23 protein-coding genes and 1 tRNA gene are annotated in these 22461 nt (G+C 61.4%); 11 read left to right on the forward strand and 13 right to left on the reverse strand.

From position 1 onward, the window contains the following. Nucleotides 1-704: 704 nt before the first annotated feature. Nucleotides 705-3341, forward strand: coding sequence for an AAA domain-containing protein (locus tag ACXMDY_RS05840; protein ID WP_457767494.1), 2637 nt, complete (start codon nucleotides 705-707; stop codon nucleotides 3339-3341). A gap of 372 nt (nucleotides 3342-3713) precedes the next feature. Here ACXMDY_RS05840 and ACXMDY_RS05845 read toward each other — a convergent pair whose 3' ends face one another. Both ACXMDY_RS05845 and ACXMDY_RS05850 read right to left on the reverse strand, forming a co-directional pair. After that, nucleotides 3714-3917: a hypothetical protein gene (locus ACXMDY_RS05845; RefSeq protein ID WP_457767495.1), complete on the reverse strand. Its 204-nt coding sequence runs from the start codon at nucleotides 3915-3917 to the stop codon at nucleotides 3714-3716. Nucleotides 3918-3951: 34 nt separating this feature from the next. Next, on the reverse strand, nucleotides 3952-5127 hold the full coding sequence (locus ACXMDY_RS05850) for a hypothetical protein (RefSeq protein ID WP_457767496.1): 1176 nt from the start codon (nucleotides 5125-5127) through the stop codon (nucleotides 3952-3954). A gap of 1165 nt (nucleotides 5128-6292) precedes the next feature. Here ACXMDY_RS05850 and ACXMDY_RS05855 point away from each other — a divergent pair. Together ACXMDY_RS05855 and ACXMDY_RS05860 are read left to right on the forward strand one after the other, a co-directional pair. Then, nucleotides 6293-6601, forward strand: a complete 309-nt coding sequence (locus ACXMDY_RS05855; RefSeq protein WP_457767581.1) for an addiction module antidote protein — start codon at nucleotides 6293-6295, stop codon at nucleotides 6599-6601. A 102-nt stretch (nucleotides 6602-6703) separates the two neighbouring features. After that, nucleotides 6704-7189, forward strand: a complete 486-nt coding sequence (locus ACXMDY_RS05860; RefSeq protein ID WP_457767497.1) for a hypothetical protein — start codon at nucleotides 6704-6706, stop codon at nucleotides 7187-7189. A 212-nt stretch (nucleotides 7190-7401) separates the two neighbouring features. Here ACXMDY_RS05860 and ACXMDY_RS05865 read toward each other — a convergent pair whose 3' ends face one another. The 5 genes from ACXMDY_RS05865 to ACXMDY_RS05885 all read right to left on the reverse strand — a co-directional run bounded on the left by ACXMDY_RS05865 (nucleotide 7402) and on the right by ACXMDY_RS05885 (nucleotide 12428). After that, nucleotides 7402-9102: a potassium/proton antiporter gene (locus ACXMDY_RS05865; RefSeq protein ID WP_457767498.1), complete on the reverse strand. Its 1701-nt coding sequence runs from the start codon at nucleotides 9100-9102 to the stop codon at nucleotides 7402-7404. A 97-nt stretch (nucleotides 9103-9199) separates the two neighbouring features. Next, nucleotides 9200-9496, reverse strand: coding sequence for a hypothetical protein (locus ACXMDY_RS05870; RefSeq protein WP_259731688.1), 297 nt, complete (start codon nucleotides 9494-9496; stop codon nucleotides 9200-9202). A 57-nt stretch (nucleotides 9497-9553) separates the two neighbouring features. Then, on the reverse strand, nucleotides 9554-10285 hold the full coding sequence (locus ACXMDY_RS05875; protein ID WP_457767499.1) for a polysaccharide deacetylase family protein: 732 nt from the start codon (nucleotides 10283-10285) through the stop codon (nucleotides 9554-9556). A gap of 48 nt (nucleotides 10286-10333) precedes the next feature. Beyond that, entirely contained in the window at nucleotides 10334-11461 is a 1128-nt protein-coding gene (locus tag ACXMDY_RS05880) for a WD40 repeat domain-containing protein (protein ID WP_457767500.1), read from the reverse strand. After that, nucleotides 11445-12428, reverse strand: a complete 984-nt coding sequence (locus ACXMDY_RS05885; RefSeq protein WP_457767501.1) for a CobW family GTP-binding protein — start codon at nucleotides 12426-12428, stop codon at nucleotides 11445-11447. The genes ACXMDY_RS05880 and ACXMDY_RS05885 overlap by 17 nt, the downstream gene beginning before the upstream one ends. Before the next feature lie 539 nt (nucleotides 12429-12967). Between ACXMDY_RS05885 and ACXMDY_RS05890 the strand changes: the two genes are divergently transcribed. After that, nucleotides 12968-13768 carry a glycosyltransferase family 2 protein gene (locus ACXMDY_RS05890; RefSeq protein WP_259731692.1) on the forward strand — a complete coding sequence of 267 codons (801 nt, stop codon included), beginning with the start codon at nucleotides 12968-12970 and terminating at the stop codon, nucleotides 13766-13768. Between the two features lie 104 nt (nucleotides 13769-13872). On the opposite strand, the gene psbA is transcribed toward ACXMDY_RS05890, so the two are convergent. Both psbA and ACXMDY_RS05900 read right to left on the reverse strand, forming a co-directional pair. Further along, nucleotides 13873-14952, reverse strand: coding sequence for a photosystem II q(b) protein (gene psbA / locus ACXMDY_RS05895; protein WP_457767502.1), 1080 nt, complete (start codon nucleotides 14950-14952; stop codon nucleotides 13873-13875). Nucleotides 14953-15149: 197 nt separating this feature from the next. Continuing rightward, nucleotides 15150-15221 (reverse strand) — tRNA-Lys (locus ACXMDY_RS05900). 130 nt (nucleotides 15222-15351) lie between these two features. Here ACXMDY_RS05900 and ACXMDY_RS05905 point away from each other — a divergent pair. The 6 genes from ACXMDY_RS05905 to ACXMDY_RS05930 all read left to right on the forward strand — a co-directional run bounded on the left by ACXMDY_RS05905 (nucleotide 15352) and on the right by ACXMDY_RS05930 (nucleotide 19983). Continuing rightward, the gene (locus ACXMDY_RS05905; RefSeq protein WP_259701653.1) at nucleotides 15352-15879 is read left to right on the forward strand and encodes a gamma carbonic anhydrase family protein; all 528 of its coding nucleotides are present in this window, start codon (nucleotides 15352-15354) and stop codon (nucleotides 15877-15879) included. 112 nt (nucleotides 15880-15991) lie between these two features. Beyond that, nucleotides 15992-16114: a photosystem II protein Y gene (locus tag ACXMDY_RS05910; protein WP_259701654.1), complete on the forward strand. Its 123-nt coding sequence runs from the start codon at nucleotides 15992-15994 to the stop codon at nucleotides 16112-16114. Next, nucleotides 16114-17508, forward strand: a complete 1395-nt coding sequence (gene trmFO / locus ACXMDY_RS05915) for an FADH(2)-oxidizing methylenetetrahydrofolate--tRNA-(uracil(54)-C(5))-methyltransferase TrmFO (protein WP_259701655.1) — start codon at nucleotides 16114-16116, stop codon at nucleotides 17506-17508. Before ACXMDY_RS05910 ends, trmFO begins: the two co-directional genes overlap by 1 nt. 24 nt (nucleotides 17509-17532) lie before the next feature. Next, nucleotides 17533-19086, forward strand: a complete 1554-nt coding sequence (crtH, locus tag ACXMDY_RS05920) for a carotenoid isomerase (protein WP_259701656.1) — start codon at nucleotides 17533-17535, stop codon at nucleotides 19084-19086. A 209-nt stretch (nucleotides 19087-19295) separates the two neighbouring features. Next, nucleotides 19296-19430, forward strand: a complete 135-nt coding sequence (locus ACXMDY_RS05925; protein ID WP_259701657.1) for a hypothetical protein — start codon at nucleotides 19296-19298, stop codon at nucleotides 19428-19430. Beyond that, nucleotides 19423-19983, forward strand: a complete 561-nt coding sequence (locus ACXMDY_RS05930) for a hypothetical protein (RefSeq protein ID WP_259701658.1) — start codon at nucleotides 19423-19425, stop codon at nucleotides 19981-19983. Before ACXMDY_RS05925 ends, ACXMDY_RS05930 begins: the two co-directional genes overlap by 8 nt. Here the strand turns inward: ACXMDY_RS05930 and ACXMDY_RS05935 are convergent, their stop codons facing one another. Continuing rightward, nucleotides 19984-20712 (reverse strand): response regulator transcription factor, encoded by a 729-nt coding sequence (locus ACXMDY_RS05935; RefSeq protein WP_259701701.1) that lies wholly within the window; start codon nucleotides 20710-20712, stop codon nucleotides 19984-19986. It abuts the gene before it with no gap. 190 nt (nucleotides 20713-20902) lie between these two features. On the opposite strand from ACXMDY_RS05935, the gene ACXMDY_RS05940 reads away from it, so the two are divergent. Next, nucleotides 20903-21169 (forward strand): DUF6761 family protein, encoded by a 267-nt coding sequence (locus tag ACXMDY_RS05940; protein ID WP_259701659.1) that lies wholly within the window; start codon nucleotides 20903-20905, stop codon nucleotides 21167-21169. 27 nt (nucleotides 21170-21196) lie between these two features. Here ACXMDY_RS05940 and grxD read toward each other — a convergent pair whose 3' ends face one another. From grxD to ACXMDY_RS05955, 3 genes are all read right to left on the reverse strand, one after another. Then, nucleotides 21197-21520: a Grx4 family monothiol glutaredoxin gene (gene grxD, locus ACXMDY_RS05945; protein WP_259701660.1), complete on the reverse strand. Its 324-nt coding sequence runs from the start codon at nucleotides 21518-21520 to the stop codon at nucleotides 21197-21199. A gap of 49 nt (nucleotides 21521-21569) precedes the next feature. Next, nucleotides 21570-21803: a BolA family protein gene (locus ACXMDY_RS05950; protein WP_259701702.1), complete on the reverse strand. Its 234-nt coding sequence runs from the start codon at nucleotides 21801-21803 to the stop codon at nucleotides 21570-21572. Nucleotides 21804-21914: 111 nt separating this feature from the next. Continuing rightward, nucleotides 21915-22460, reverse strand: coding sequence for a hypothetical protein (locus tag ACXMDY_RS05955; protein WP_259701661.1), 546 nt, complete (start codon nucleotides 22458-22460; stop codon nucleotides 21915-21917). Nucleotide 22461 lies beyond the last annotated feature (1 nt).

Below are 22461 nucleotides of genomic sequence, written 5' to 3' on the forward strand. Positions count from 1 at the left end.
TCATGCCGCTGTTACGAGTGCGGCGGCGATGGCGAGATCAGGGGATGACGTTGCCGCAGGCGATGGGCTCGGGGCCTTTGGCGCTTACCTAATCCTAGCAGTACAAATGCACTTCATGGAGGCCAGAGCTGCTGCAGCAACTCCGATCTAAAGGATCGCAGCTCACGCCAAACGGGACGAATTGAGTGGAGACCAACTGGGCATCATTCCGCCGGCCTTGTGATCCAGGCCTGATGGATAGCCGCGCAGCCGTGCGGGGTGGGCAACGGGAAAAGCCGGTACAGCCCAGGAGAGCAAAAGGCCAGCCACCGCAGCCGCGGAAGAGAGCCTGAGCTCTTTACCCCCAACACCGGCCCCAGAGCGGAGGACGGAGGCGGCTGGACGACACAAGCCACTGCGCAGCTGTGGCACGTTGAGGACGGCCGCCTCCGACCGAAGGCCTTCGGTGCATTGCTCTCCCGCAGGCCATCTTCAGGAATTCCAGCAGCAGCCCGATTTGGTGGGTGCAATTCAACATTTTAATGGCCCGAGAGACGCCGAGCCAATAATTATGACTTCCATTTGGCCCCTTACATCTGAAATGAATTCCACTCGCTTTTGAAGGAAGTGCGGAGTTTGCAGTGCCTATCGATAAGAATTGCCTGGTTCAAAAGCAGACAAAAGAGCTAGCCTGCACGAACTCCAACCGAACCTCCTAGAATACGGTGAAGTCACTAACCTACGAATATTACGTACGGCAGTTTAGAGAAGCACTTGGATCCGAAATCCAAGCGCTTCGCAAGCAGGGCGGGCAGACAACAATAATTACTGATGGACGCAGAATAGGCACAAGAAATGGTAAACACATTTACTTATTTAGCACTGACAACGAAATCAAGCTTCCTGATGACACCTCAATTGAGGTCATCTGTCAGAAGAGACACTATTCAGGAATGCTTTTATCAACAGAAGGATTTGATCTTCAGGTAGCCATATCTAAAAACATTGGTGAGCTGGTTGAAATCGCTCGGATCACAACCGAGCCTTGGTTTTTGCTCGAAAAGCTGCAAGAAAGACTCAGTGAAACAGTTGAAATGGCTGACGCCAATCGTGAATTAGGACTAGAGCTGCTTAGTGGCCCCACGCAAACCTTGGCGAGTAGTGGCGGGAGGCTTTCTGAGATCATTCTGAGGATAGAAGCAGAAATAGGGACAACGATTAGGGCGAATAAGCACCAGTTAATGGCCGTAAAAAAAATCCTCGACTGTCCTGTGAGCTTTGTATGGGGCCCTCCTGGAACAGGTAAAACATCTACATTAGGACTGAGTGTTGCGTCCTTGGTTCACGAAGGCGAAACAGTTCTAATACTTTCACATAGCAATACTGCCGTTGACACCGCGATGCAAAGCATGGCAAGATATCTCCACAAGACAAGCTATTATAAAGAAGGTCTTATTGTCCGCTTCGGCATTGGTAGTGAAGAGACTTATGGTCTCTATCCAATGGTCGACATTCGCGGAATCGCGAAGAAACAGAATGCTACTCTTGTCGCAAAAATTGATGCGCTAGGGAAAGAGCGAACGCGGATTATTAAAAGACTTCGTGACAGCGATCTTAGTGAGAAACAAAAACAAGTCTTACAGAACAGAGTGGCAGTTATTAAAACTGAATTGCAGCCTCTCAAGCAGTTAATTCGCGACAAGCTATCAGAGCTTGTCAGCCATGCAGTTGTGGTCGGCTGCACGTTTTCTAAAGCATCGATTGCAGAGGAGATCTTCGGACGACAGTTCGATGCTGTTATCATTGATGAGGCAAGCATGGCTTACATTCCTCACTGCATCTATGCAGCAACACTGGCCAGAAAGAGAATCGCCGTCTTCGGCGACCATCGCCAGCTTGGCCCTATATGCCAATCCGACACGGATGCTGCCAATCAATGGTTGAAGAGAGATATCTTTGACGAGTCTGGGGTAACCAAGACTGCAAACGGTATCGGAGGAGAAAACGGAATGATTCTGCTGAAAACTCAGTACCGAATGCACCCTTCAATATCCTCGATACCTAATACAATCTTCTACGATAATGTACTCGAAGATGGTGAGCTACTCACTGATAAATGTGCCACTATCGTTCAGGGCGAGCCAAATCCAGGTCACCCGCTTGTTTATTATGACTTAGGAGAGAGATTTGCATCCTGCTTCAGGGAAGAGGAGTCACATAGCAGATTTAATCCAATCTCAGCTTTAATCGCGGTTGACATTGCAATGAGAGCCCAACGCAGCGGTATCGAAGGGATTGGAATTATTACGCCATACAAGGCTCAATCTAGATTAATTCATCGAGTTATCCAGGACTGCCGCCTAGATGGCATCCTTTCATCGACGGTCCATCGCTTTCAAGGTTCCGAAAGATCCTTAATAGTCTTTGATACCGTTGAAAGCCATCCTCAAACAAAAATCGGGAAGTTATTGGCAGGTGGAATGAAAAGCACTGCTGCCCGCCTTGCGAATGTGGCTGTCAGTCGAGCACAGGGCAAGTTTGTCTTCTTGGCAAATAATACTTATATCAGAAATCAAATTGATCACTTCAGCGTTTTTCGCAAATTCAACGATCGCCTTTATAACAATTCTGAGCGTGTCGATATATCGCATGCTCTGCTTGGAGAAACCTGGTCTTTTGAGCTTCCTGGCCTTACCTATTTCCCGTCCCGCACTTCTGCTCGGGACCAAATCAATAAGGATTTGGCTGGGGCTCGTCACACTGTCGCGATTGATTGGCCCAGCAGCTTTGGTACTCAGGAATTCTTTTCTCCATTCTGCATCAGGCAAGGAACAAACATACTTTATCGTGGATGGGGCAAATTCAGAGACTCAATCAAATTGCAAAACGTCAGATATTGGCAGACAGACTCGTTCTCGGATGACGCACTTATTGGCCTCGATCAAGAGATCCTATGGATCTGCTTCAGCCCAAAAGGCAAGAGTACACCGTGCCTTCGGATCCACCTTCCTAAGGCTGTGGCTCTGTTGCATTCCTTTCTTCAGCTGGCTCCTACTGATCATGGACCAATCGAAGGGGATATTCATGTATTTGGAACTTGTGGAATATGTCGAAATCCTCTTTGGTATCAGCCAAGTCTTCATTGCAACGGACAGCCCCGCGTTGCGTGTGTGAAACATCCTCAGGAAGGGCGCAAAATGACCAAGGGTGACGCCACAAAACTTGCTCAACTGACGAAAACAATATGTGAGGTCTGTAATTCGGCGCTGATCGGCAAGCAAAACGGTGCGAACGGTAAGATCTTCCTAGGATGTAGCCAGAAGGGTTGCAAGGGAAGCCTAGACATCGGCCAGCTTGTATAAGCCAAATGTCTGCTATCAGGAAACTCGTTACGAAAGCGTCCGTTCTCTTTAATGTATCCAACTTAAGACGGCTTTCCACCTTACACGGCTTCTTCTGAAATCAAGAATGAGGCAACGATCATCCTAACTTCCCGGGCTAACGCTCGCCCGTGAGCCCTAGCCGAGCGGGAATTGTCTCAACCGCGAGCCGCCTTCTGAGTAACTTCTGCCCCCTCGCATGTAGCTCCCTCCAGCACCCTGGCACCGAAATCATGAAACCCTTCTCCCGTAGGTAGTGGATGATTTCTCCGGTCACGAAGAAGCGGACTTAGATGATGAAGTGATTGGGGCTGCGCCCTGGCTGTTCGCGGTGGTAGCGGCGGGATGTCTTGATCAATCCGATCGCCGCCAGATGACGAGGTCTTCATTGGAGTGGCCAGTCCGTCGGGCGTAGTTGACCACGACCTTGGCGGCAAAGGGCAAGCGCTCATCCACCAGGTTGTCGTAGGTTGCATTGGAGAATACCAAGAGTTCAGAAATCAGTACGTCGTTGCCGCTCAGAAACACGAGCTGCCCGGTCTCCAGCAGCGGCGACACCAAATAGGCGCGGCTGAGCTTGCTGCCCTCTTTCCTATTGGCTCAAACGTTCCGCTGCTCGCTCGAAGGCGACATCCACCACGTCATCGCCGCACCACTTGCTGTAGGCCGCTAGGTGTGTTTCGACGCTGTGACCCATGGCAGCGGCGGCCACCTTCGGTGGCAGTTCGCAGGTGAGGTGAGCACGGTGGGCGTAGCCATGGCGGGCGGAATACAGAACCAGCTTCTCTCCTGCCGCCTCGTACTCCCGGCGCAGATCCTGCCAACGTTGGCGCCTGCGCATGTGCAGGCCCAGATCTTCGGCGCCATACCCCGGGCGCATCGGCGGTAGTTGCTGGCCCTTGAACCGCTCCACCAGCTTCCAGTCCTTAGCCCAGTCGTCACAAGGAAGCAGGCGCAGCGGCCTGGGCTTTGTCTGGCCCCGGCTGGTGCTCTTGCAGTAGTTGCACCACAGGCGCCCGTCGCGCAGCTCAAGGTGCTGCAGCTCCTCTGGCCTCAGGCCAAAGGCCGCCAGCAATTGAAAGGCGAACCGCCATCGAGGGTCGGTGATGGCCTCCACCAGCCCGAGGATGTGCTTCACCTCGAGTGGCGTCGTGATCGTCTTCGCCACTCGCTTGCGGCCTACAAATGGGTCGAGGTCGAGTGGTGGCGCCCACTCCAGGCCCAATGTGCCGTGATCGACTCCCCAGCGCAGCAGCGCAGCCGTCTGCTGCACCTGCATCTGGCGACCACGGGTGCCGGGCTGATCGGCCCATCGGGCAGTGACGGCCTCCAGCAGCTCACGTGGATTGGTTGGTGGCTTCTTGCCGGTGAGGGTGGCCAGCAGCTCTGTCATTCGGCGCTGGTACACGTTGTCCCAGGTCTGGGGCTTAATGGCACCACTGCTCAGCTTGCGGGCTTTGAACCGTTCCACCAGGGCAGGCCAATCAATCGGGCCGGCCTTTGGGCCTGCTGCTGGCTCATCGGTGGCCAGGACGGCGGCGATGGCACGGTCGAGGGGTAGGCCGTCAATGTGGGCGGCGTGAATCGCCAACACGGTCTCTCGGATCAGATCGGCCTGGTCCTGTGACCATTCGAAGGGCAGCAGAACTTGATGGCGGCCACCGATGGCATCGACCGTGAGGCGGGTACGGCCACGTAAATCGGACACGCGCCAGCCGCTACTGGTGCCCCGCTGGGCGAGAGAGAGGCGCAAGCCGGAGCGCAGCACGGTGGCCCAGGTGCCCGAGGCTCTAGAACTCCCCATGTGAGCAAACAGGTGAGCAAATCACCCCCTGAGATTGCCACGCTTGGGCGCCGCCTGTCAGTAGCTGGCAACGCGAACAGCAGTGATAGCAACGTTCTTTGGCCTAGACTTCAGTCGCTGCAGGCACCTCACCAAGCCCCCAAAAAAGAGCTTTGGGAGCACTAGGTCGCAGGTTCGAATCCTGTCGCCCCGATTGACTTTTCAGGGATTGCAAAACAGGAGATCGCTGGGCGGGAGCGTTCATGCCAAACCAGTGGGAATTCTCAGGGCGTGCCCGCAGGCCAAGACCCAATGGTCCAGTACTGGGACCCCCGGCAACGAGGCCTGAGGGTCACACACAGCTGAGCAACAGCTCTGAAAATTCGGATGACTGATCTGCTCCACCAGATTCAGGGCAGCAACTGGAGAGTGCTGCACCTTGACGAAGTGTTGCCTTGGCCTGAATGGGTTCACCCCTGCCAAGGCGGCGATGGGGCGCCAACGGGTTCGAATCGAGTGATCACCGCGACCGTTCTGCACACCCCTCAAATACAATTGATCTTGCACGAGCCAGCTGCAGGCCCCTGGAGCAATGTGATGGGTGCCAATTGTCAAATGGGCGGCAGGTGTTGTTTGAAGGTGGATGATTCACGGAATCCCCGATACAAGAATCCAAACCACTCTCGAACCACCTCGTTCGACCATCAGGCGTGGAACAACCAAAGCCTGACCACGGCCCCAGCAGTCCAACTGTGTCAATGAAAACAGGTGGTTATCGGACCCGTCTATATAGGGCTAGACAGGCTCAAGACCGGTTGCGGAGCCGTATCCCCAGAGATACAATGGTGGGGTACTGGAGATTCGGGAGGCCACTGCCTATGCCGAATGGTTCCGTGGCCTGCGTGATCGAGCAGCGAAAGTTAGCATCGACATTCGGATCAGGCGTCTATCCCTGGGAAACCCAGGTGATGTCCGGCCAGTCGGACAAGGCGTCTCTGAGCTTCGTTTTCACCACGGCCCTGGCTAACGCATCTAATTCATTGACCCGGCCAACACAGTCGTCGTTCTTCTCACTGGTGCAGACAAGAGTGCTCAAGACAGGGACAACCAGCATGCCAATGATCTAGATCGAAACCTATTGGTGGTGTCAATGACAAGAACCGAAACAACCATCTGGGATCCAGTCAACCATTTCACAACCAGCGAAGCCATGGCGGCCTATCTTGAAGCCGCCTTTGAAGATGGAGATCCAAGCCTAGTGGCTGCTGCCTTAGGTGATATTGCTCGTCCAAAAGGCATAATGCAAATTGCGCGTGAAGCTGGAATGGGTAGAGAAAGTCTCTACAAGGCTCTCTCGTCTAGCATTAACCCTGAACTGGCCACTGTCTTGAAGGTTATCTCTGCACTCGGGCTTCAGTTACATGCCAGTCCAGCCGATGAGGCGGAGACGGCCATCTAGCAATGCCATCCACCTGGTCTGCCTCCAATTGAATCTTGATCGACGCCTCGTATCCTTGCGGCCAGGTGATGGCAAGCGTTTTACCGATGGAGCAGCAATGGCATGAACATCATCATTCTCGGCAATGCCGGAGCAGGCAAGAGCACCTTGTCCAGATCGATCATTGCCACGCGACCAGCCGCTGAATTATCACTGGACGAGGTGGCGTTTCACGGCAGCACCGAAAGACGGCCACTTCAAGATAGTATTGAAGATGTTAAGCATTGGATTTCAAGCCATGATAGATGGATCATCGAAGGCTGTTATTCTGACATCATTGAACCAGTATTGATCTTCTGCGATGAGCTGATCTTTCTCAACCCTGGAGTAGATGCATGCGTTGCCCACTGCCGCATGAGGCCATGGGAGCCTGAGAAGTTTGGTTCACGTCGTGAACAGGATGAGAACCTGGACAACCTGATTAAATGGGTTCGTTCCTACGAAACTCGCGCAGACGAGTACGGGCTTTCCAGACATAGAGCTCTCTACGAATCCTTCCATGGGATAAAATCTGAGTTTGCGCATCCAAGCCAGTATGTAGCGGGGTAACAAGGCCATCCACCATGTCCGTAGCCGCAGGGTTCCTGCTTGGAACCTCAACATGCTTGCGGCTTTGTCCAGGTCAGCACTATTCAGAAGTAAGCATCCTGCTGAAGAACAAGCTTTGCCGCCGATTTCGCTGATATCGTTTCGATCAATATCAAGGCGGAATGATAACGAAGGCCTAACTGGCTAAACCCAACGCCTCGGCGTGCACGCTTTCAAGCCACCGACCCACAGCAGGTCACCAGAACCAGATCCGGCTCCGCAGCTGGTGTGATCAGAAAGGGACCGAGGCGAGCCTGCTGCTGCGGGCCGGATTCCGCCAGTAGGGCAGCGAGGCTTGAGCTCGCCGCACCAGGCGCACCGTTCAGCGCCATGGTCTGGCCATAGAAGCGATGCAGCTGGGCCAGGCTGGTTTGCGCGTTGAAGGCCAGCACCAGGCCGACCGGAGGGGACGACGGCTCCGGGTCTGGGTCGAACAACCGATCCATCAGTGGCTTGAGCTGGGTGCGCAACGCCACGAACACATGATCTCCAGGCTGGAGGGCCGTTCCGCCACGCGGCATCACCACCTGCCGGCCGCGCAGGATCAGGGTCATCAGCACCCCATCGGGGAGGGGAAGATCTCGCAGCAACTGGCCAGCCACCCGGGCGCCGGGCTTCACGGTGTAGTCGACGATCTCCCCATCAACCTGACGCAGGGCATTGATCTCCACCGACAAGGCGGGCACGGCGTCGGCAGGGCGGCCGATCTGCAACCAGCGTGCCACCAGTGGCAGAGACCAGCCCTGAGTGAGCGCCGAGATCAGCACCACGAAGAACACGGCGTTGAAGATCGTCTGGCTCTGGGGCACACCCGCCATCAGCGGGAAGGTGGCCAGGGTGATCGGAACCGCGCCCTTGAGCCCAACCCAGGACAGGAACAGGAGTTCACGGCGCCGGAAGCGGAACGGCCAGGTCGCCACCGCGACGGCGACGGGCCTGGCCACCACGATCAAGACCAGAGCGATCAGCAGACCTTCGCCGGCAACCGCCAGCAGGCGGCTGGGGAAGCTGAGCAACCCCAGCATCACGAACAGAATGATCTGGCCCAGCCAGGCGGTGGCGTCGTGGAAGGAGAAGATCCCCCGGCGAAACACGATCGAGCTGCTGCCGAGCACGATGCCGGCGATGTAGACAGCGAGGAAACCACTGCCACCCAGCACCGCCGCCAACCCGAAGGCCACCAGCCCGAAGGACAGCGCCAGCAGGGGGTAGAGGCCCGGGTAATCCAGGTTGATCCGGTTGACACTCCAGATCGCCAGCCGCCCCACACCGAGGCCCACCAGGCTGCCGATGCCGAACTGGGCCAGGAACAGCAGCGCCAGGTCCTGGGGGGAAGAGGTGTTGCCGCTGATCACGCCGATCAACCCCAGCGTGAGGAAGATCGCCATCGGATCGTTGGAGCCGCTCTCCACTTCAAGGGTGGCCGTGAGCCGTTCGGGAAGCTTCAGGCCGCTGGAGCGGAGCACCGAGAACACGGCAGCCGCATCGGTGGAGCCGACGATGCTGCCCAGCAGCAATCCCTGCAACAGGGGCATCTTCAGCACCCAGGCCGCCGCCAGGCCCGTGAGCAGCGAGGTGAGCAGAACGCCGATGGTTGAAAGCGACAGCGCCGTCCGCCAGACCCGTTGCACAGAGGTGAGCGAGGTCCGCAGTCCGCCGTCGAACAGGATCAGCGACAGAGCGACGCTGCCGACACTGTTGGCCAGGGGATAGTTCTCGAACGGGATCCGCCCCAGCCCTTCCGAGCCCGCCAGCATCCCCACCGAGAGGAACAACACCAACACAGGAACACCGAACCGGGCCGAGAACTTGCTGGAGACAATGCCCAGCAGTAACAGCACTCCCGCCAGCAGCACGGCTGCGTTGATCGACACGCTCCCTCAGCCAGCACAGCCCTTCAAAGAATGGCCCAACTCCTGAACCATGCACCATCTCAGGGCCCAGAGAAGCTGGTTGCGCTGCTGAGGGGCTTCAGGCGTTCTGCCGCACCCGTTTCACAGCCAGGCCCGCCTCTGTGGCCGTGACACCGGCCAGCACCACCAGGCCGACCAGCCCCACCAGCTGGTTCTGGGCTTCAGCAGCCGCCTCGGCGTTCTGGGCCAGCGCGGCTCCGGCCACGAACCAGGCAGTCGCCAGGGCCGAGGTGATCCAGTAGGCCTTCCAACGGCGCTGGTAGAGGTAGCCGGCACCCAGCCCTGGCACCACATTCAGCACCACCGCCACCCAGCCGGCGGAGGCGGCCAGGATCTGCTCACGGGTGGGGGCCATGGTGTGATTCATCACTGAGCTCACTCTGGCGGTGGTGGAGCGCTGGTGGGGGCAGGTTCAGCAGGGCGCACCCAGCAGCTCCGCCAGCGGCACGAAGCTGTAGCCGCGTTGGCGCAGCTCGGGAATGATCCGCCGCAGGGTGGCCTGGGTGCGCGCGCTCAACGCTGGCGTGTCGTGGAGCACCAGGATCCCGCCGGGGTGGGCATTGAGCCGCACGAACATCCGCACGAACCACAGCGGTGGCAGATAGGTGTCCCAGGGAAAGATCGAGCCCAGCACCAGCCGGTAGCGGCGCTCGGCCAGCCAGCCGAGCATCGCCGTATGGAACAAGGCCCGCCCCGGACGGCACCAGCGCCAGTGCAGCGTCTGCGGTGCGGCGGCCGGCTCGATCGCCTGTTCGGTGCTCTCCAGTTCGTCCAGGAACTCGGTCCTGTCGAGGCCGGCGGAGCGCGCGTCGATCCACAGGTGGTTGCCGATGGCGTGGCCCTGCTCCAAGGCCCGGCGGGGAAAGTGCGGGTCGTTCGGCAGATGGGAGCCGATCAGGAAGAAGGTGGCCGGCACCTGCAGCTCCCGCAGCAGCTCCAGCAGGGCGTCGGAGCCAGGGCCACTGGGGCCGTCATCAATCGTGAGCGCCAGCCGCCGCTGCCTGTCACCGCCACAGAACACCACCTGCGGGTTGAGCGGCGCCAGCAGCCCCCGGATCACCAGCGAGGGCAGCAGCGCGATCACCCCAGCCACCAGGAGCAGCAGGGCGAGGGCGAAGCCCGGCAGGGGTGGGAGTGGGGACATGGCGGGGGATTGGCGGCTGGCGGAGGCGGTTCAGGCCGTGCTGGTGGCTCAACCAAAGCCGGCCCCACCGGATCGCCGCTGACGTTCCCTGCCTGGCACGGCCACCGGCCACAGCCACCAGCGCCCCTGATCTCCACCGGCGGCCAGATGCAATCCGTCCGGACGCCAGGCCAGCGCCTGGAACCCCTGGCCTTCCCCTTCGAGCGCCTGCAGCAGGCGGCCGCGGCCATCCCAGAGGCCCACGCTGCCATCGGCGGAGGCACTGGCCAGCAGGGGGCGGCCCGGCGCGAAGGCCAGGGCCTGCACACGCTGTTCATGCCAGAGCAGCGGCTCCGGTTTCCAGCCCTGTTCACTGCGATCCTGCTGTTGCCACAGCACCACGTGGTCGGCGGCGGCCACGGCCAGGGAGGGCGCCAGCTTGCCGGGCTGATCGCTCCAGGCCAGCGCCCGCACCTTGGCCGGGAAGCCACTGAACTGCCAGGGCCGCCCTTCGCCCGCCTCGGGCCAGAGCAGCAGGGAGCGGTCCATCTGGCCACAGGCGAGCAGGTGGCCCACCGGCGAGAAGGCCAGGGCCAGACCCACGGAAGCGGTGGGGGCACGCCGGGGGGCGGCGGCGGGATCGAGCGGGTTCCACAGCGCCAGCTCGCCATGACAGCTCGCCGCCAGCCGCCTGCCGTCGGCACTCCAGGCCAGGCTCTGCGCGGTGCCGGGCAGCTCCAGGCTGCCGGGGTGCCACTGCCGCACGGCCCCATCCCAGAGCCGCACCCGGCGGCCCGCCGCCACAGCCAGCAGCAGGCCAGCCGGCTGCCAGACCGCCGCATCCAGCCAGCCGGCGCCAAGCGGCAGCGGCGCGAAGGCCATCGGCCGCACCCCGCTGCCCCCCAGCTCCCAGAGCAGCAGCTCCCCGGCCTGGCCCACCGCCATCAGGAACTGACCATCGGCACTGAAGCCGATCGCATCAAGGCTGGCATCGTGATCGCCCCGCAGCAGCTCCTCGCAACCGGCGCGGAAATCGAGCAGCAGCAGTTCGCCGCCGGCACTGGCGATCGCCAGAGCGTTCCCATCCGCTGACCAGCTCAGCGCGGTGATCGCTTGCTGCAGCTGCCCGCAGAGCCGTTCCTGCACCAGCGGCGCCGTGCCCTTCACTGCAGCAGCCCCCTCAGGCGACACAAGCATTGAAGCCAGACCGCAGGCCTTCGGTATCAAGATCGCGGCCGATGATCACGAATTCGGTGCAGCGCCGCTCACCATCTTTCCAGGGGCGATCGAAATCGCCATCCAGCAGCATGTGCACCGCCTGGAACACGTAGCGCTCGTCCTTACCCTCCAGCTGGATGATGCCCTTCATCCGAAACAGATCGGGCCCCCGCTCGGCCACCAGATCCGACAGCCAGCTGCCCAGCTTGTCGAGGCTCATCGGCCGCTCCTCCACGAACGCCACCGAGCCCACAGCGTCGTCGTGTTCGTGGGCATGCTCTTCGATCAGGAAGCCGGGATCGAGGCTCAGGGCCCGCTCCAGTTCGAACGCCCCCACACCCAGCAGCTGATCGATCGGTGCATCGGCGTTGCAGGTGGTGAGCAGCCGTGCCATCGGGTTGATCGCCCGCACCCGCTGCTCGATCGCCTGTCGTTCGGCCTCCTCCACCAGATCCGCCTTGTTGAGCAGCAGCACATCGGCAAAGGCCAGCTGTTCCTGCACCTCCTCCGCCTCCCAGTGCTGTTGCACGTGCACCAGATCCACCAGGGTGATCACCGCATCGAGGCGCAGTTCATCACGCAGATCTTCATCCACGAAGAAGGTCTGGATGACGGGGGCGGGATCGGCCAGGCCGGTGGTTTCGATCACCAGATGATCGAAGCGATCGCGCCGTTTCATCAGGTTGCCGATGATGCGGATCAGATCGCCACGCACGGTGCAACAGATGCAGCCGTTGTTCATCTCAAAGATCTCTTCGTCGGCATCGATCACCAGTTGGTTGTCGATGCCCACCTCGCCGAATTCGTTCACGATCACCGCCACCTTGAGGCCGTGCTCGTGGGTGAGGATCCGGTTCAGCAGTGTGGTTTTGCCGGCCCCGAGATAGCCGGTGAGCACGGTCACCGGCAGGCGGTCGGCGGCTGGAACGGCGCTGGTGAAGGCCATGGCAGGGGGGTGGGGAGCAGCCGGCAAGGCCGATGCCCCGCAGGAGTGAGAATCGTTGTCGTTCTAGCAGCGCTGGCGCCAACTGGGCGGTGCCGGCCGCGTGGTGAAGGCCTCACCGCAACCAGGCGATCGATCAGGCCCCGATCGGCCTCAAGCGCCGACCATCCGGCTGACTGGGCTCGAATCAGCTGCCTGTTCAACTGCATCAGGCGCGCCGAAGGCGACAACAAAGCTGGACTGCTGACGGCTTCAGGAGCAGCCGGATATCACCACGCACCACACTTCAACGCATGGCCGATCAGGGGAAATAATCGCTGCAAAAATGACCAATCTGCAGTGACATTTCATGTGAATGTTCAAGGCCGCCTACCGACTGCTAGCTTATCTGTGGTTACCTGCAGGCAGCACATCAGCCAGCCAGATTTCAATTTGCCAAAGATTTGCATCAGTCACCCTGGCCTTCATCATCCCATTCAGGCAGGAATGAAGGCTCAGCCGTTGAGAATCGAAACCAAAGGAATCCATCTTCAGACACAGATATGATTGTCAGCGTGATAACCCCAACCAGGCTCTTGCCGGATCGGCTCAGCATGCTGGTGGAGTTGAATCAAAGTCTGAAGAACAATGAGTGCGAGGTTGAACATGTGATCGTGATTGACGGCTCAAGCCGCAACACCCTGCCCGATGGGATTTGCGAAGGGGCTACCGTCATAGCGACAGAACGCCCGATCGGTCAGGCGGCGGCACGGAACCTGGGTCTTGTGATTGCTGCAGGAGGGTGGATCACCAGCGCCGATGACGACGATTGGCTTTACCCCCATTCCATTGATCTACGGTTGCAGGCCATCCAGGCTCAGAACGGTGCCCTCTGGTCGGCTGGTTACTGCCAGGACGACTCCAAGTCCGACCCAAGAATCGTGCCCGCAGGACCGAGTGCTCCTGGAGACATCTGGCGTGCCTGGCCGACACCAAAGGCAAGCATCCCATTGGGTCCGACAACCTTGCTGGTGGAAGCCAACCTGCTGAAAAGAGCTGGAGGCTGGATGGGCCTGCCCCAGGGAGAGGATATCGGCATGATGATGGCCGTCACCAGCATGGCTCCAGGCATCGTCATTGAAGCTTTCGTGTATCACATCCGGTTGCATGGTGGGCAGATGACCAAAACAAAATGGTTTGACGACCTGGAACTTCTCTCCCGAAGATGTGCCTGGCAACGGGGCGAGCAGATTCTCTCCAGACGACAGGTGGAAGCGTCTCTCTGGAATGGCGGTTCAATCCAGGACTGCCTTCCTCCCCTCAGGGCTCAACCGACGGCTCTGACCAGGCTTGCTGCCCGATAACTGCTGATCGAGGCATGTGCCAACAAAAAGCCCCCGCCATGGCGGGGGCTTGGCTTCAATCCACGCGAAGCAGTTGGTGGACCCTATGGATCAACCAGCCTGGATCAGCCGATCGCCGGGGCGATCAGGGCCACAGGGGTGGCTTCTGCAGAAGCCAGATCGAGCGGAAAATTGTGAGCGTTGCGCTCGTGCATCACTTCCATGCCAAGGCCTGCACGGTTCAGCACATCAGCCCAGGTGTTGATCACGCGGCCCTGGCCATCGAGGATCGACTGGTTGAAGTTGAAACCGTTCAGGTTGAAGGCCATCGTGCTCACGCCCAAGGCGGTGAACCAGATGCCGATCACCGGCCAGGCGGCCAGCAGGAAGTGCAGGCTGCGGCTGTTGTTGAAGGAGGCATACTGGAAGATCAGGCGACCGAAGTAACCGTGGGCGGCCACGATGTTGTAGGTCTCCTCTTCCTGGCCGAACTTGTAGCCGTAGTTCTGGCTCTCGCTTTCGGTGGTTTCACGCACCAGCGAGCTGGTGACGAGCGAACCATGCATCGCCGAGAACAGCGAACCACCAAACACACCGGCCACACCCAGCATGTGGAAGGGGTGCATCAGGATGTTGTGCTCGGCCTGGAACACCAGCATGAAGTTGAAGGTGCCGGAGATGCCGAGGGGCATGCCGTCGGAGAACGAACCCTGACCGAAGGGGTAGATCAGGAACACAGCTGAAGCAGCGGCCACTGGGGCGCTGTAGGCGACGCAGATCCAGGGACGCATGCCGAGGCGGTAGGAGAGTTCCCACTCACGGCCCATGTAGCAGAAGATGCCGATCAGGAAGTGGAAGATCACCAGCTGATAAGGGCCACCGTTGTAGAGCCACTCATCGAGGCTGGCGGCTTCCCAGATCGGGTAGAAGTGCAGGCCGATGGCATTGCTGGAGGGAACAACAGCACCGGAGATGATGTTGTTGCCATATATCAGTGAACCAGCGACGGGCTCACGGATGCCGTCGATGTCAACGGGGGGTGCAGCCACGAAGGCCACGATGAAGCAGATGGTGGCAGCCAGCAGGGTGGGGATCATCAGCACACCGAACCAGCCCACGTAGAGGCGGTTGTTGGTGGAGGTGACCCACTCACAGAACTGACTCCAGGCAGAAGCGCCTTGGCGCTGCTGAAGAGTTGAGGTCATGAGGACGAGAGATAGTGCCCCCGAAGGGACGAGGAAGGAAGACAAGGCAAGGCGGAAGCCGCCTGCGGACCCGCTTGCGCGGCTTGTCTGACAAAGATTAACACGCTGTTGCGTTTTGTTAAGAGGCGTTTCCTGATCAGCAGGAGGTTCCCGGGCGTCTTGCCTGGATCACCGCCAGGACGTTCGCCGTTCAGAGATGGGTCGCCTGAGATTCGAACTCAGGACCAATCGGTTAAAAGCCGAGTGCTCTACCGCTGAGCTAGCGACCCGCCCGGATGGGCCAGCAGCGAACGTATCACAAGGGGAATGCACTCCCCATTGCACCGGAGATCCTCCGGCTGAAGGCCATCCCAAAAACTTGCCTGACCACAATGGTCATGCTGTCGAAGGCTCCGATCCGTGACCGCAGACCGTTCTCCCTGGCCTGAGCCCAACGTCCACCCCGAGGCCTGGGTGGCACCCAGCGCCGTGCTGATTGGCGACGTGTCCCTGGCGGCTGGAGCAAGCCTCTGGCCGCTGGCCGTGGCCCGCGGCGATCTCTGCTCGATCGTGGTGGGCGAGAACAGCAACGTTCAGGATGGGGCGGTGCTGCACGGAGATCCAGGCCAGGGCGTCTGGATCGGGGCGGAGGTCACGATCGGCCATCGGGCCGTGGTCCATGGGGCCGTCCTCAAGGATGGTTGCCTGATTGGTATCGGCGCCATCGTTCTTAACGGTGTGACCGTGGGAGAAGGGGCCCTGGTGGCGGCAGGGGCTGTGGTTACCAGTGACGTGCCACCGGCCACGCTGGTGGCTGGTGTGCCTGCCAGGCCACGCCGTGAGCTGAGTGCGGCAGAACTGTCCGACCAACGCCACCATGCCCTCCGTTACAGGACATTGGCCGCCGCCCATGCCGGCAGGAGCGATCGAACGGGCTTTGAACGCTGAAATCCAGCCTGGATCGGTTTCGGGACCCACTGCAGGTTCGCCCCACCCGCTCCGGATTGTCCTCAACGGGGTCCTCGGGTCCGTAGGATCACCTCACCCTGCATTGGACCCGATGGACGCAAGGCTTCTGCTGGTTTCAGCCCCGATCCTGCTGGCTGTCAGCTGGGCTGTGTTCAACATCGGACGGGCGGCCGTCGGCCAGCTCCAACTCATGCTCAAGCGCTCCCGCGCCTGATGATCCAGGTGATCGGTGCCGGCCTCGCCGGTACTGAAGCGGCCTGGCAGATCGCCCAGTCCGGTGTGCCTGTGAGGTTGTGGGAAATGCGGCCGGTCTGCCGCTCCCCCGCCCACCACAGTGGCGAATTCGCAGAGCTCGTCTGCAGCAACAGTTTTGGAGCCCTCTCCAGCGACCGGGCCGCCGGGTTGCTTCAGGAGGAATTGCGCCAACTTGGTTCGGTTGTGATCGGCACTGCCGATGCCCATGCCGTTCCTGCGGGCGGGGCCCTGGCCGTGGATCGGGGCCGTTTCAGTGAAGCCCTCACCGTCGCCCTGGAGCAGCATCCCCTGATCAGCGTCGAGCGGCGCGAGCTGAGGGAACTGCCACCACCTGCCGAAATCACGGTGCTGGCCACCGGTCCACTCACCAGTGACGCCCTGGCCGAGCAGCTCCGCGCCTTCACCGGTCGCGCCGAGTGCCACTTCTTTGATGCCGCCAGCCCGATCGTGGAAGGCGAGAGCATCGACATGCAGCGGGCTTTCCGGGCCAGCCGCTATGACAAGGGCGACGCGGATTACATCAACTGCCCGATGAACCGGGAGCAGTACCTCGCCTTCCGCGAGGCGCTGCTGGGCGCCGAACAGGCGGAACTGAAGGATTTCGAGCAGGAAAGCGCCACGTTCTTCGAAGGCTGCCTGCCGATCGAGGAGCTGGCCCGCCGCGGCGAAGACACCATGCGCTATGGGCCGCTGAAGCCGATCGGTCTGTGGGATCCCCGCTGGGGCGACCTCTACGACGCTGATGTGCGCCGTGCCCGGCGCGCCTATGCGGTGGTGCAGCTGCGCCAGGAAGACAAGGACGGCCAGCTCTGGAACCTGGTGGGCTTCCAGACCAACCTCAGGTGGGGCGAGCAGAAGCGGGTGCTCCGCCTGATCCCCGGCCTGGAGAACGCCAGCTTCGTGCGCTTCGGCGTGATGCACCGCAACACCTTCCTTGAAGCGCCTCAGCTGCTGGATCCCACCCTGCAGTTCCGCCAGCGCCCTTCGCTGTTGGCGGCCGGACAGATCACCGGCACCGAGGGCTATGCAGCGGCGGTGGCCGGCGGCTGGCTGGCCGGCACCAACGCCGCCCGGCTGGCGCTGGGCCAGGAACCGATCTGCCTGCCTGTCACCACCATGGCTGGCGCCCTCACCCACTTCATCGCCTCCGCCCCCAGTGAGCGGTTCCAGCCGATGCCGCCCAACTTCGGCCTGATGCCGGAGTTGCCGGAGCGCATCCGCGACAAACGCCGCCGTTACGGCGCCTACCGGGATCGGGCCCTGGCGGATCTGGCCCCCTTCGCGGCACCTTCAGCAGCACCGATCGCGGCGCCGCTGGCGGCCACCCCCGGGGCCGACCTGGCGCTTGCCTAGCCTCGGCGCACCGGCAACATCTCCGTGCAGCAGACGAGCGGCAACACCTCCCCGGCGGCGGGAGGCGGGGCCTTGGATGCCGTGGTGATCGGCTCGGGCATCGGCGGGCTGGTCACCGCCAGCCAGCTGGCGGCCAAGGGGGCGAAGGTGCTGGTGCTGGAGCGTTACCTGATCCCGGGCGGCTCCGGTGGCAGCTTCAGGCGCGCGGGCTACACCTTTGATGTGGGGGCCTCGATGATCTTCGGCTTCGGCGAGAAGGGGCACACCAACCTGCTCACCCGCGCCCTGGCGGACGTGGGTGAACGGCAGGACACCATCCCCGACCCGGCCCAGCTCGCTTACCACCTGCCAGGCGGCCTTGAGCTGGCCGTCGATCGCGACTACGACAGCTTCATCGCCCGGCTCACGGCCCTGTTCCCCCACGAAGCCACCGGCATCCGCGCCTTCTACGACACCTGCTGGCAGGTGTTCCGCTGCCTCGATGCCATGCCGCTCCTCTCCCTGGAGGATCCTGCCTACCTGGCCAAGGTGTTCTTCAGAGAACCCCTGGCCTGCCTGGGGCTGGCCCGCTGGCTGCCGGTGAACGTGGGCGATGTGGCCCGCCGCCACATCAAGGATCAGGCGCTGCTCAGGTTCATCGACATGGAGTGCTTCTGCTGGTCGGTGATGCCGGCCGATCGCACGCCGATGATCAATGCCGGCATGGTGTTCTCCGATCGCCATGCCGGCGGCATCAACTACCCGAGGGGCGGCGTCGGCACGATCGCCGAACACCTGGTGCGTGGCCTGGAGCGCCACGGCGGCGCCATCCGCTACTGCAGCAGGGTCACCAAGGTGGTGCTGGAGGGCGGCCAGGCGGTGGGCGTGGAGCTGGCCAGTGGCGAAACGATCCGCGCCCGGCGGGTGATCTCCAATGCCACCCGCTGGGACACCTTCGGCAGCCTGGTGGATGCCGCCCACACACCGGCGGCGGAGACGGTCTGGCGGCGGCGCTACAAACCCTCAGCCTCGTTCCTCTCGCTGCACCTGGGCGTGAAGGCGGAGCTGATTCCCGCCGGCAGCCACTGTCACCACCTGCTGCTGGAGCACTGGGAGGAGATGGAGGCGGAGCAGGGCACGGTGTTCGTTTCGATTCCCACCCTGCTGGACCCGTCCCTGGCACCGCCTGGCCATCACATCGTGCATGCCTTCACCCCGTCGGCGATTGACAACTGGAAAGGCCTGGGACCCACGGCCTACGCCGAGGCCAAGCAGGCCGCCGCCGATCGCCTCATCCGTCGCCTGGAATCCTTTCTGCCGGGCCTCGGCGCGGCGATCACCCACCGGGAAGTGGGCACGCCCCGCAGCCACCGCCGTTTCCTGGGCCGGCACCAGGGCAGCTACGGCCCGATTCCGGCGCTGCGGCTGCCTGGCCTGCTGCCGATGCCGTTCAACCGCACCGGCATCCCCGGGCTCTACTGCGTGGGGGATTCCTGCTTCCCCGGCCAGGGGCTCAACGCCGTGGCCTTCAGCGGCTTCGCCTGCGCCCACCGGGTGGGCGCCGACCTGGGGCTCAACCCCTGGGCCCTGCCGGACTGAGCAAACAGGCGGAAACCCGAAGACCCAATTCCACGGATTGCCGGCCAGGAAACTAAGATTGAAACAGTTCGCAATATTTCCAGGTGGGACAGTCTGAAACGCCCAGCTCGCAGGACCTGGCCCGGTACCTTGAAGAAAAGGGAGCCCTGACCAAACCCTGGCTGTTGATGCAGTTGAGGCTCAGCAAGCTCAAAGAGGAGAAGGCCTCGATGACATCTGACGAATACCTGCTGCGCATCCAGGACGCCCACACCGATCTGATGCGGATGGGCCCGTTCTGGAAGGGTCAGGAGCGGCAGGTGTTCGGGCTCTCCGGCGACCCTCTCCCCCTGACTGATGGCTGAGCTTCAGCCGGTCATCGGCCCCCCAGACAACAAGCCCTATCGGATCGCTCCGTTGATCCGCACCACCCTTCTGCTGCTTTATCTCTCCCTGGTGGGTCCTTTGCCTGTGCTGGCACCGCCGGAGCTGAGGGTATGGCTCCTGGCTGCCCTGATGCTTGGGCTGGTGCTGGTTTTGGCCATGTTGAGTGAACAGGTGGTGCTCGAATCCGATGCCATCCGGGTGGGTCATCCACGATGGTGCGCCTGGCTGTTCCGCCGGGGCTGGCGGCTGGATTGGAGCGAGGTCGGCCGGTTGGTGCCGATCACCACCAGCCAGGGCGGCACCGTTCACTACATCCGCTCCCGACAAGGCGAGCACTTTCTGTTGCCGCAACGCCTGGAACGCTTTGCCGATTTTCTGATGCGCTTCCAGCAATCCACCGGGCTCGACACCAGGGGGATTGGACGGATCACCCCCGCCTGGACCTACTGGACCCTGGCGATGCTCAGCCTGCTGCTGCTGATCGGCGAAGGGATCAGCTTCGCCTGGCTCCTGCCTGCCCAGGCCGGCTGATCAGCCAGCGCTGGCAACCTGGCGCAGCGAAAGGTTGCCAGACTGGGAATCGCCGTCTTCCGGCAGGGTTTCAAGACTGAATCGATACCCCTGCTGCCGCACGGTTTCGATTCCTCCCCCTTCTCCCAGACCCGCCAACTCCAGCTTGCGCCGCAGCGTGAGCACCTGGGTATCGACGGAGCGGGGGCCACCACTGAACGGGGGCCAGGCCATCCGCAGCAGTTCCTGGCGGCTGCGAACCATGCCTGGCGGCATCAGCAGCGCGCAGAGCAAGGCAAATTCCCGCGGACTGAGCTCGACAGGCTGATCGCGCAGCATCACCTGGCGCAGCAGCAGATGCACTTCAAGCGGGCCCACACAGACCCTCTCCTGCAGGCCACTGCCGCTCCGCCGCAGCAGACTGCGACACCGGGCCGCCAGCTCCTCAAGACCGAAGGGCTTGCGGAGCACGTCATCGGCGCCGGCATCGAGCATGGCCACCACGGCATCCGCACCGGTTCGGGCGGTGAGCACCATCACCGGGCAGCGCAGATGGGCCGCCAGCCGCAGCGCGGAGCTCTCCTCGAGCAACTCGGCGCTCACCAGCAGATCCGGCATCTGGTCTTCGCAGAGCTGGAGCGCCTCGGTGGCCGATGCCACAGCAGCCGCCAGATGGCCATCCTGCCTGAGGCGCTGGGCCAGCACCGTGCGAAGCGTGGGGTGGGGATCCACCACCAGAATGCGCTTCAGGGGTGAAGCGGAACCACGCCGTTCTCCAGGCCCCTGGCCCTCGGCCTGGGGTGGATGTTCAGAATTCAGGCTGGGCCTCAGCTCCACAGCGGATCCCTAGGGAATCCCTAAGCTACTCGGCATCCGGGTTCCGACGATCAGGTCGTTGCCACCCCTGCTTCAGTCCCCCCCACCGGCCGAACGCCTCACCATGACCGCGCTGCAGAATCCTGAGGCCATTCGCCACTTCCAGTCACTCTGCGATGCCTGTCAGGACCTGGTGAGCCGCTACCACAGCCCATCGGAACTGCGGCTCTATGCCGATGGCTACCTGCACGCCCTGCGGCGCACCGCCGTGCTGGATTCCCAATCCCAGCGAAGGCTGGAGGAACTGATCGATCGCTGGATCCTCGATCCCTCTGGTTTCATCGGACCCGGTGGTGATCTCAGCACCCTTTACCAGAGCGGTCACCACTGAGCCGACAGGGGCATCGCCAGCAGGGCCTCAGGAGGCCAGGGCCACCGCGAGGGTTTCGCGCAGCTCACCAGAGTTATACAGCTCGATGAGAATGTCGGAGCCGCCGATGAACTCCCCATTCAGATACACCTGGGGAATGGTTGGCCACTCGGAGAATTCCTTGATTCCGTGGCGAATTTCAGGGTCGGAGAGCACGTCGAAGGTTTCGAACGACACCCCAAGGGTGTTGAGGATCTGAACCACATTGTTCGAGAAGCCGCACTGCGGCATCAACTTCGTGCCCTTCATGAACACCACCACCGGAGCGCTGGTCACGAGGGTCTTGATGCGTTGCTCAACGGTGGGTTCCATGGGCTGCTGGGGGTGGGGATCAGAAAGGTTGAAGGAAGCTGGGCCGGGCTCAGCCAGGGGATGAGGTCTGCAGAGCCAGGGCATGGATGGCCTCACTGGCCAGTTCGCTGCGCAGGGCTCCGTAAACGAGCTGATGCTGCTTGATGCGAGAAAGACCGGCGAAGGCGGCGGAAATCACCTTCACCTGGAGGTGGTCTCCCCCTCCGGTCAGATCGTCAACCTCAACCTGGGCATCCGGCAAGCTGTTCCAGATCGCTGCTCTGACTTGATTCGGTTGCACCATGCTCTCGTCGGAACTCACAGAACGGGAATCTAGAAGCTGGGGCGCCATGGCTGGCTGATCGCTCCATCCCTGGCTCAGCGGATTGTCAGAGGGAACGGACGGATCAGCCGATCACTTGCTGCCGGTGGTGGCAGGGGCCGGTTCTCCGGCCGTGTAGGGGGTGGTGGCAAAGCCCAGCTCCACCAGGCTCTGGTAGGCCCTGCGCCCTTCCTCCCGGGCCGGGGTCATGATCTTGATCACCTCCACCAGCAGCGGCACCGCCACCTCCGGTTGGTTCTGACGGCGCAGCAGGGCCGCCAGCCGCAGGTTGGCCTGGGCCAGGGTTTCCAGAGATTCACGGCCCTTCTGGTCCATTTCCCTTGGGATGCGTGCATCCAGGCCCCGGAAGGATCCACTCAGGTCGCGATAGAAACCGAGTAGCCGCAGGCTGGCGTCACGGGCGAGGTCGTAGTCCTTGCGGGCCGCGGCCAGATCGCCGCGGGCAACGGCGGCGTCGCCTCGCACCAGCAGGCCGTTGATCGAGGCAAGGTTGAAACCGACACTAGCGCCCTCAAGCACCTTCTGGGGTTCCGCTTGGGCCGAGGCGGCCGGTATGGAAACGACGGGGGCGAGGGTTGCCGCCAGAGCAAGCCCGAGGGCGACAGGGGGCCAGCGCACG

The sequence above is a fragment of the Cyanobium sp. ULC082 genome (genome assembly GCF_977927535.1).